Annotated in this window: 11 protein-coding genes; 3 read left to right on the top strand and 8 right to left on the bottom strand. The window is 58.8% G+C overall.

What is annotated here, in order from left to right; genetic code table 11:
* From ACVWYZ_RS05160 to rnc, 3 genes are all read right to left on the bottom strand, one after another.
* The coding region (locus ACVWYZ_RS05160; RefSeq protein ID WP_457466401.1) for an IS607 family transposase at positions 1-584 on the bottom strand (584 nt) is incomplete at its 3' end.
* Between the two features lie 188 nt (positions 585-772).
* Positions 773-1,000 carry a hypothetical protein gene (locus tag ACVWYZ_RS05155; RefSeq protein WP_414399535.1) on the bottom strand — a complete coding sequence of 76 codons (228 nt, stop codon included), beginning with the start codon at positions 998-1,000 and terminating at the stop codon, positions 773-775.
* Positions 997-1,719 carry a ribonuclease III gene (gene rnc, locus ACVWYZ_RS05150; protein ID WP_457466400.1) on the bottom strand — a complete coding sequence of 241 codons (723 nt, stop codon included), beginning with the start codon at positions 1,717-1,719 and terminating at the stop codon, positions 997-999. Before rnc ends, ACVWYZ_RS05155 begins: the two co-directional genes overlap by 4 nt.
* Before the next feature lie 153 nt (positions 1,720-1,872).
* Here rnc and ACVWYZ_RS05145 point away from each other — a divergent pair, with 153 nt between their 5' ends.
* The gene (locus ACVWYZ_RS05145; protein WP_414349980.1) at positions 1,873-2,205 is read left to right on the top strand and encodes a hypothetical protein; all 333 of its coding nucleotides are present in this window, start codon (positions 1,873-1,875) and stop codon (positions 2,203-2,205) included.
* Between the two features lie 57 nt (positions 2,206-2,262).
* Here ACVWYZ_RS05145 and ACVWYZ_RS05140 read toward each other — a convergent pair whose 3' ends face one another.
* The 5 genes from ACVWYZ_RS05140 to lpdA all read right to left on the bottom strand — a co-directional run bounded on the left by ACVWYZ_RS05140 (position 2,263) and on the right by lpdA (position 7,043).
* Positions 2,263-2,538, bottom strand: coding sequence for a hypothetical protein (locus tag ACVWYZ_RS05140; protein WP_099812344.1), 276 nt, complete (start codon positions 2,536-2,538; stop codon positions 2,263-2,265).
* A gap of 100 nt (positions 2,539-2,638) precedes the next feature.
* Positions 2,639-3,703 carry an A/G-specific adenine glycosylase gene (mutY, locus tag ACVWYZ_RS05135; RefSeq protein ID WP_457466399.1) on the bottom strand — a complete coding sequence of 355 codons (1,065 nt, stop codon included), beginning with the start codon at positions 3,701-3,703 and terminating at the stop codon, positions 2,639-2,641.
* Positions 3,704-3,797: 94 nt separating this feature from the next.
* Complete coding sequence (locus tag ACVWYZ_RS05130) at positions 3,798-3,935, bottom strand: hypothetical protein (protein WP_011432392.1); 138 nt, start codon at positions 3,933-3,935, stop codon at positions 3,798-3,800.
* A gap of 233 nt (positions 3,936-4,168) precedes the next feature.
* Positions 4,169-5,464 carry a class I SAM-dependent methyltransferase gene (locus ACVWYZ_RS05125; protein ID WP_457466398.1) on the bottom strand — a complete coding sequence of 432 codons (1,296 nt, stop codon included), beginning with the start codon at positions 5,462-5,464 and terminating at the stop codon, positions 4,169-4,171.
* 196 nt (positions 5,465-5,660) lie between these two features.
* The gene (gene lpdA, locus ACVWYZ_RS05120; RefSeq protein WP_414381400.1) at positions 5,661-7,043 is read right to left on the bottom strand and encodes a dihydrolipoyl dehydrogenase; all 1,383 of its coding nucleotides are present in this window, start codon (positions 7,041-7,043) and stop codon (positions 5,661-5,663) included.
* A gap of 125 nt (positions 7,044-7,168) precedes the next feature.
* Between lpdA and ACVWYZ_RS05115 the strand changes: the two genes are divergently transcribed.
* Both ACVWYZ_RS05115 and ACVWYZ_RS05110 read left to right on the top strand, forming a co-directional pair.
* The gene (locus ACVWYZ_RS05115; protein WP_457466397.1) at positions 7,169-7,951 is read left to right on the top strand and encodes an HAD family hydrolase; all 783 of its coding nucleotides are present in this window, start codon (positions 7,169-7,171) and stop codon (positions 7,949-7,951) included.
* Positions 7,948-8,802, top strand: a complete 855-nt coding sequence (locus tag ACVWYZ_RS05110; RefSeq protein ID WP_457466396.1) for a M28 family peptidase — start codon at positions 7,948-7,950, stop codon at positions 8,800-8,802. The genes ACVWYZ_RS05115 and ACVWYZ_RS05110 overlap by 4 nt, the downstream gene beginning before the upstream one ends.
* Positions 8,803-8,979: the final 177 nt, after the last annotated feature.

The raw sequence follows: 8,979 nt of genomic DNA, 5'->3' as shown, positions 1-8,979 counted from the left end.
CTGGCTCCGGATAAATCCGTATCTTTCTCGATTGCAGCCCGATACTTCCTGAGTCCGTAGAGCCGACTGCTGAAGCAGTGCAGGATGGTGAGGATGTCCTCAACCAGTTCCTGCTGGGGAGAAAGGTGATCGTCGTCGAGAACCAAGACTTCACACCCGTATTGACGGCAGTACCACTCAACGAACTCAAATCCAAACCGGCAGAGTCGATCCCTGTGAGCGACCACAATTGTTCCGACATCTCCCGCACGAACTCGTTCCAATAAGGCAAGGAACTTTGGTCTTTTGAAGTCGAGACCGCCTCCAATCTCTCCGACCACTTCGGCTCCAGGATAGAGGCTAACCAGCCTTGCAATCTGTCGCTCCAAATCTGACTTCTGCCCCCGACTGCTGACTCGGGCGTACAAAACGACCCGCTTGTCTTTCTTTGGCGCTTTGATGTAGCTGTCGAGGTCATACCTTCTTGCTCTACCAGATGGCGTACGTATTGCATTGATCCAGCCTTTCTGTTCCCATCGCCTCAAGGTGTGGAGACACACCCCAAAATAATCCGCCGCTTCTCTCGGTTTTACATACCTAGCCATACCAAGCAGCCATACTGAACATACTGTACATTATTTTCAGTATAGTCCAGCGTATCATTGACTAGAGTCATGCTCTCGCCTGCGGATCCCGTAGCCGGAAGAAGTCCTTATTAGCAAGCTTCTCATCTGATTCGCCTCTCTCCGCTCTCGGAGAAGGGCTATTGTGGTTGCTGGATAAGGGGCGCATCTCAGCGGTGACGGGCATCGAGGATGAACAGAGCACTGCCTACGACGAACAGGAGGCTGGCTCCTATCCCCAGCAGGGTTTGGACAACCTTGAGATTGAGAAAGGCTGGAGCTGCGGGATCCCACAGAGAGGGGTCACTGCCCAAGGTCATCACCTCGCTCACCGCAAACAGGCCACTCCCCAGCAAAAACAACCAACTGGCCAACTCGTAGCGGTGGCTGCCTCTCATGTCTGCTCCGACTGCAAGTGTTTGTAGGCTTGGGCAGCGGCGGCCATTTCCGCAGCCTTTTTTGAGCGACCTTCACCGCGACCCCAGCACCGTCCTTGCCCCCAGACTTCCATGGTGAAATGGGGGGGATGTTCCTGGGCGGCCACCAGGCGGTATTCCGGCAGGCTGCCCCAAAGGCGTTGGGTGAGTTCTTGCAGGGCTGCTTTGGGGTTGCGCCGAGTGGGGTCTTGAAACCACTGCTCCACTCGCCGGTGTAGATAGGGATCCAGCCAGGGATGCAGCCTGGGCAGCGTGTAAATACCCCAACTGAGATAAAAAGCCCCAAGCAGAGCCTCGAAAGCATCCGCCAGCCGCCGACCCCGTCCGGCCAAGTCGTTTTGAGAGCTGGATCCCACCTCGAGGTAGCGATCCAAGCCGTGCAGATCCGCCAGTTCTGCCAGGTAAGCATCGCTGGTCAGGTCGGAGCGAATCGCGGTCAGCTCTCCCACCGACAGATGGGGATAGGACTGAAACAAGAATTCCGTAACCAAAATCCGCAGGACAGAATCCCCCAACAACTCCAGCCGATCGTTGTTCCGCTGGCCATCCAGAGAAGGGTGAATCAAGGCCTGATCCAGCAGATCCCAGCGCAGTTGTTCCAGCAAAGCCGGATCCCTGAATCCAAGGCGGGCCAGCAAATGCTCCAAGGCACGGCGACGGGGCGGGATCAACTCAACCATACACTCAGGTGCTGACGTTGCCTTAGCGGTCAGAACTGCACAGCTTGCAACCATTTTGACCTGAGCCATCTCACCCAGGCCGGGATCCCCGCTCAGGCGGTAAGCCAGCTATGCTACAGGAGTAGTATAGGCTTTTCGAGGGAGGATCCCTGCATGCCCATCCGCGCCCATTCCCCCATTCCCACGACCCAGATGGAAGTGACCAGCATTCGGCTGGAACGTGAGCTGAAGCAGCGACTGAAGGCGTTGGCCGGAAATCAGGGTTACCAGGCCCTCATACGGGAAATTCTTTGGAGTTATGTCCTGCGTCACTCTCAAGGGGCTGCCACCCTCAGTCCTGAGGATATTCGGGCCAGCTTCCCGGCCACGGCCCACCAAGCCCAATGCTGTGCTCTCACCGGACGGGCCATTCAACCGCAGGAGCCAATGTTGCTGGGGTGGACCACCGATGGGAAGTTTGTCGCCCTCAGCTCCTCCTGCTTTTAAGTTTTGGAGTCTCTCTCCAGTTGGCGAAAGGCTCCACCCGGCACGAATGCCACCCCTTTAGACGCCACGAAGTTCTCGATATTTTCTGGCCCGTTCCTCGGCTGGATCGGGGGCTTGAGCTTTGGCAACTGCCTCCTCCAGTTGGGCCATCACCGTCTCTGCCGGTTCAGCGGAGCGGACGACGTAAAACATTAGGTTAATGGCTTCGTTGGCCGTCAGTTTGAGGGTTTCTTTTCCCTTGGGCACCAGCGCGATCTTGCCATCTGTGGTTGTGATGGCTGTGTGGGATCCCTTAGCCAGAATCTCCCCCGCTTTTTCCAGAGTGACAAGCATATCCGTAGCTCACGGCAGCAGGACATCTACTATCCTATCGAATGTCTTGGGGCAAACGTTCCAGAAGGGTCTAAGCCATTTGGCGGATTGGGTGGGTTCATCATGGGTTGCCATGCTCTGCCAGCCAAGCATACAAGTGGGGAAACAACTTTTGATTGGCCCCTGGGAAGGGAAATTCCGACAGTTCCGCCGGGCTGACCCAGCGCACCTCGCTACATTGCAGGGCTTGGGCTTCTCCGCCCAGGTAGCGACAGATAAAAGCGATAAGAGTAACGGTGAAATGGGTATAGGCATGTTCGACGGTGGCTAGCGGCGCGACCACCTCGATATCGATGCCGATTTCTTCTTTTACCTCCCGTACTACACACTCAGCAGCCGTTTCTCCCGGCTCGATTTTGCCTCCGGGAAACTCCCACAGCCCGCTGAGCATTGAGCTTTCCAGTCGTCGATCGATAAGGATTTCTTTTCCCCGCAGAACAATGGCAACCGCGATTTGCTTATGAGGACGGGAGGCACGGGGTGCAGACATAGGCAATTGTTGGTGTTGACCTCGATTGTAGGCGCTGCAATCCGCTTGCCAAGGGCACTGGCCACAGTGAGGCTTTTTGGGACGACAGACGGTAGCTCCCAAATCCATCAGGGCTTGGTTAAAAGCCCGTGGCTGCACGGGATCCAACAATTGCTCGGAAAGCTGCCACAGCAGGGACAGACACTGGGACGGAGGCTGCTGCAAAGCCACCAAGCGAGCCAGCACCCGCTTGACGTTGCCATCCAAAATGGGCAAAGGCTGATCGAAGGCAGCGCTGAGAATGCCGCCGGCTGTGGTGCGCCCGATCCCCGGCAGAGCCAGCACCTGCTCCAAATCCCTGGGGAACTCGCCGTTCCGTTCCCGCACCAGGATTTGGGCGGCTTTGTGCAAGTTCAGGGCCCGCCGGTAGTAGCCTAGGCCCTCCCACAGTTTCAGCACCTGCTGCTGGGGGGCTGCCGCCAATGCTGGGATCCCAGGCAGGGTCTGCATCCAGCGCTGAAAGTAGGGGATAACTGTTGCCACCTGGGTCTGCTGTAACATCACTTCCGAAACCCAAATGGCGTAGGGATCCCGGGTGCGGCGCCAGGGCAGATCCCGCCCGTGTTCACGGTACCAACGTTGAAGAGACTGCCGCAAGCGTTGCAAGAAAGCCTCGTCCCAATTCCCTACCTTGTCCGGGAGGCTTGCAGCGCAGGAAAAGCTGCCCTTAGCTTCTGGAAGAGGCTGAGACTCAAGCCGCGTAAGCAAAGTGCAAAGCCCACCAGATCAGGGCCGAAACCACACCGGCCACAATCCCTGCCGAGATCAAAACGACAATTGGGCTATCCGCCCCCTTGAACTTCATAATGCCGCGATTGTAGTCAGCCATCCTTGCCTCCTACCAGCTCTGGCGTTGGGGTTGCCATGGATGTTGATCGGGATCCAGATCTGCCAGCTCTATTCACAGGGAAAGCTGTGGCGAAGATGTCCCAGTAGAGGTGCTCCGCACCGCCGGCGCAAACATGCCTGGGGAGAAGCACCGTCCTCGGTCATGCATGATACAACCTTAGCATGGAACAGACTTTGACCCTGGTGATTTGGACTGTTTGGAATAACCAGAAGCTAGGCAACCCGCAGGACTAACCGGTCTGCTTCCCACTGTCGAAATAGGTTGAGAAGGTGGTCGGCTCTCTCTTCATGGGCAGCCAGGATCTCAGCGCCAGAACGGGCTTGATTGGCCAGGGGCAGCAGCAGCTCCACCACCTGGTAGCGGGTAGAGGCCATCATCTTGCCAGGGATACGGGCGACGGGCCAGAAAATATCCATCTTCTGGGTCAGGATCTGGGCCGGATCCAGCTTGCCCAACAGATCTGAAAAGGGGATTTTTTGATCCCAGTAGCGCACGCTGCCATAGCGGACAAACAAGGGGTTGAGCTGCCAGCGGGATCCCTTAAAAAATTCGACTGTAAAGGGATCCCAAGTTGTTATCTTTTGACCTTGATGGCAGCACCAAAAGAGATTTTGCGTGTGATATAGGGGCTCCAGATACTCCATGACCCGCAGTTGGTCGATGCGAGCAAGGGCCTCGTAGCGGCGATGGAACTCCGGGTGGGTGGCGGCAATCAACGGCCTGGCATTCCAATAGTCCGAGTAGGGGGCGACATCGATAAACTCCAGCCCGGCTTGGGCCAAAAGGTCAGGAATCTCGCCGATGTCAAAAGGGATGTCGTTGGCGTGGAAAAAGTTATCGACGATATTTTCATCGTGGAGGTAGTAGTCCTGGTGGGCCTTGGCATGCTGGGCCAGCATGGAAGTAGGATGAGCTGCCTTTAACAATTGCCGCACGAATTCAATTTTTTCCGGAGTGGCCGGCGGAGTAATGCCCAGCAGCTCCAAAGCGCGGCGAATGCGGTAGAGGTGCCAACGGCCGGAACGGTTGTAGAGCATCAGAGCCATCACCCCGTCGGCAGCTAGGCGCGAGGCCAAGTTCCTCAAAGCCTTGACGGGATCGGCAGTGTGGTGGATTACCCCGTAGGAGCTAATCATGTCAAAGCTGCCTTCGGGCCAAGTAGAGGGATCCAGCAGATCCCCGTACTGCACCGAACAGTTGCGCAGGCCGTGGTGCTTAATTCGCTTCTGGGCCATCTCCAGGGCTGGGCGACTGATGTCAATCCCGACCACCGACCCATAGCCGGGGTTGCTGGCGGCAATGCCATGCACTTCCCAGCCGGTGCCACACCCGGCCACCAAAAACCTGGATCCTGTGGGCTCTTGCAAGGTGCGGGTGCGGGCGTACTGCGCCAAGGTATAGCTGCCCAGACTGGAGAAGCCCTCAAAGGGCCGGTCGTAAGGAATAGGAGGATAGGGGAAAGTCTCGTACTGGGCCTGCACTGCCTGGGTAATCTCGGCTTCGCTCACCAAAAGCACTTCCTCCCACGCGTTCCCCCCCATCCTAAGGTCTTCTTGACGCTTTGAGCCGGGAGATCTTGCTGGGTTGCCCGTCTGAGAACCTGGCCCTTCACAGCCTGGTTGTAAACCCCGCCGGAGGCAGAGCGGGCGGGACGGAGTCCTCACAAAACCGAGTGAGGCAGGCGACCCTCTGCCGAGCCGTTGGCTAAGGCCCTGCCAGAGCGTGAGTTGCCCGCTTGTAGGCTTCCTCCAGCGTCTCTGCCAAGGTGGGGTGAACGTGCACCAAGCCGGCCAGTTCTCGCACCGTGGCCCGGCGAGCAATGGCCTGAGCTGCCTCGTGAATCAAATCCGCCGCATGGGGCCCGAAGATATGGGATCCCAGCAATAGGCCGGTGCTCTTGTCAAAGACCAGCTTGACCATGCCCTCCGTCTCTCCCGAAGCAATGGCCTTGGAGTTGCCGCCAAAGTAGGTGCGCACCGTGCCCACGCTGTAGCCTTCCTCCTTGGCCTGAGGTTCGGTCAGCCCTACAAAACCCATTTCCGGGTGAGTGAACACCGCTGCCGGAATGCTCAGGTAGTCCATATAGGCGGTACGGCCACAGATGTTTTCCACGGCCACTCTCCCCTGAGCTGCCGCCGCGTGAGCCAACATCATTTTGCCTGTCACATCCCCAATGGCCCAGAGGTGAGGCAAATCGGTGGCCATGCGGCTATCGACGGGGATGAACCCCCGTTTGCCGGTGTCGATGCCCAGCTCGGCCAAGCCCAGCCCCTCTGAGACCGGGATCCGACCGGCAGCCACCAAGCAGCCATCCACCTGCAGCGTCTCGCCGTTGGAGAGGTGAATCGTTACTGGCTGGCCAGGGATCACCTGCTTGGCCGTGATCCCCACGTAGGTCTGGATTTGCCTGGGCTTAATCAGCACCCGCTGGGCCAGGCGGGCAATATCGGGGTCAAAGGCCGGCATCAGGGTCTCCAGGGCTTCGATGAGGATGACCTGGGATCCCAAGGCAGTGTAGATGTCGGCAAACTCCTGGCCAATGTAGCCACTGCCGATAATCGCTAGGCGCTCCGGGATCCACTCCAGCCGCACCGCCTCGTCGCTGGTGAACACCGTCCGGCCATCCACCTCGATGCCAGGGGGCACAAAGGGGCGGGAGCCCGTAGCAAGAATAACATCCTGCGCCGTGTAGGTATAGGATCCCTTCTCTTCCTGGACTTCCACCTGCTGGGGTGCCACCAACTTGCCCCGCCCTCTCAGGATTGTTACCCCCAGCCTCTCTAGGGAGCGGGTCATGTCGGCGCGGATTTTCTCCACCACCTGGGCGGCATGGGCGGCAATCGCTCCCCGGTCAGCCTGGACGGATCCCACTTGGATGCCCAGCTCAGAGCTGTGTTGCAGTTCCCGCAGGCGTCCTGAGGCGGCCAGCAGAGCCTTGGAGGGGATGCAGCCGCGGTTGATGCAGGTGCCGCCCATTTCTGCACCTTCGACGATGGCGGTTTTCAGGCCGGATTCGACAGCATGCAAAGCAGCGCCGTGACCGCCGACGCCGGCACCGATGATGATCAAGTCAAAATCGAAGCTCATGGCGAGATTGGATAACCGGTGCTTCATTCTCTCATCTTGTCGGCCTTCCCAGAAACCAGGCTGAGAGCACCCAAACCATGGGGTAGCATAGGGTCGCTTGTAGCTGGGGGGGAGCGGGGGTACGCATGGAACTGCAAGCTTTGATTTTCGATGTGGACGGCACGCTGGCGGACACGGAGCGGGATGGCCATCGCGTGGCCTTCAACGCCGCCTTTGCCGAGGCAGGGCTGGACTGGCACTGGTCGGTGGAGCTGTACGGCCAGCTCTTGGCCATTACGGGAGGTAAAGAGCGCATTCGCCACTTTATCGACACCATTCAGCCGCCGCTGCTCCCTGGGGAAGATCTGGTGGCTCTGATTGCCCGGTTGCACCAGGCCAAAACCCGCCACTACACGGCTCTGTTGGCCAAAGGCGGGATCCCTTTGCGCCCCGGTGTCAAGCGGCTACTGCAGGAGGCCCAAGCTGCTGGGATCCGCTTGGCCATTGCCACCACCACCACGCCGGAAAATGTAACAGCCCTTTTGGAGCACACACTGCCGGAGAGCCTAAGCTGGTTTGAAGTGATCGCTGCCGGCGATATTGTCCCCGCCAAAAAGCCCGCCCCCGACATCTACTTCTACACCCTGGAACAGATGGGGCTGCCCCCCCAGGCCTGCCTGGCCTTTGAAGACTCGGAGAATGGGCTGCGCTCGGCCCAACAAGCGGGGGTCCCCACTGTGGTGACAGTAAACGACTATACTCGGGATCAGGATTTTTCCGGGGCAGCTTTGGTGTTGGATCACCTAGGGGATCCTGAGAATCCCTTTCGGGTGTTGGCGGGAACGGTGGGATCCCACCGCTACTTCACCCTGGAGTTGGCCCGACAGATCCATGCTCAAGTTGCCCGGTCTGGAGTGGGAAGCTCATGATGGCGTCAGATCTCCAAGACCTGCGGCAGCGCCTAGAGGCTCATCTGCAGCAAGTGGCCCAGCCCCGGGATCCCGACTGGTCGCCCCTGGGCCATAGCCAAGTGGAGCGCTACATCCAAGAGCAGCTCTCTGGCTGGGGATCCCTGGAGTCCTTCCCCTTTGAGGCCGGTGGCCGCCTGCACCGCAACTGGATCTTGAAATTGCCGGGATCCCGTTCTGGCCGCCAACCCATCCTCATCGGAGCCCACTTTGACGCTGCCCCGGCAACCCCTGGAGCAGACGACAACGCCAGCGGCATAGCGGTGTTGCTGGAATTGGCCCGCCATTTTGCCGCCAACCCTGCCCCTTCCCCCCTGTGGCTGGTGGCTTTTGACCTGGAGGAGCGGGGGATGGTGGGCAGTGGGGCTTACGCCCAGTTTCTTCAACGTCAGAGGCAATCCCTACGGCTGATGCTGTCTTTGGAAATGCTGGGCTACCGGGATCCCACCCCCGGATCCCAACGCTACCCCGCTGGCCTTGAGAAGCTCTACCCCAACCGGGGAGATTACATCGGTCTCATCGGCAACTGGCCCACCTGGGGGGATCTGCTCAAGCTGCAGCGTGATTTTCAAAAAGCGGGGATCCCTTGCTGTTGGTTGTTGGCCGGGCAGCGGGGCCTAATCCTGCCTGCCACTCGCCTGAGCGATCACTCCCCCTTTTGGGATGCGGGTTACCCTGCCGTTATGGTTACCGACACCGCCTTCTTGCGCAACCCTCACTACCACAAGCCAAGCGACACCCTCGAAACCCTAGATCAAGACTTCCTGACGGGGGTCTGCCAGGGCTTGATGGCCGGGATCCGCTTGCTATAGCTCCTCCAAACCCCCCAGTCATTCCGGCAGCAAGTAGCGTGCGTTGAATCCCAACTCCCCTCTCTCTGGAAGGAGGCTGGGGGTAAGGGTAGAGTTGGCATCCTCAGTACGGAGATTTCTCCAGGGGGTTCGCGATTCTGCGACCGAGTCCTTTGCTGAAGAGGGGAGACAATAGAC

It is taken from the genome of Thermostichus sp. MS-CIW-37 (assembly GCF_054060065.1).
Note: the sequence above shows the minus strand (reverse complement) of the source record. Positions and strands in the feature narration are given on the sequence as shown.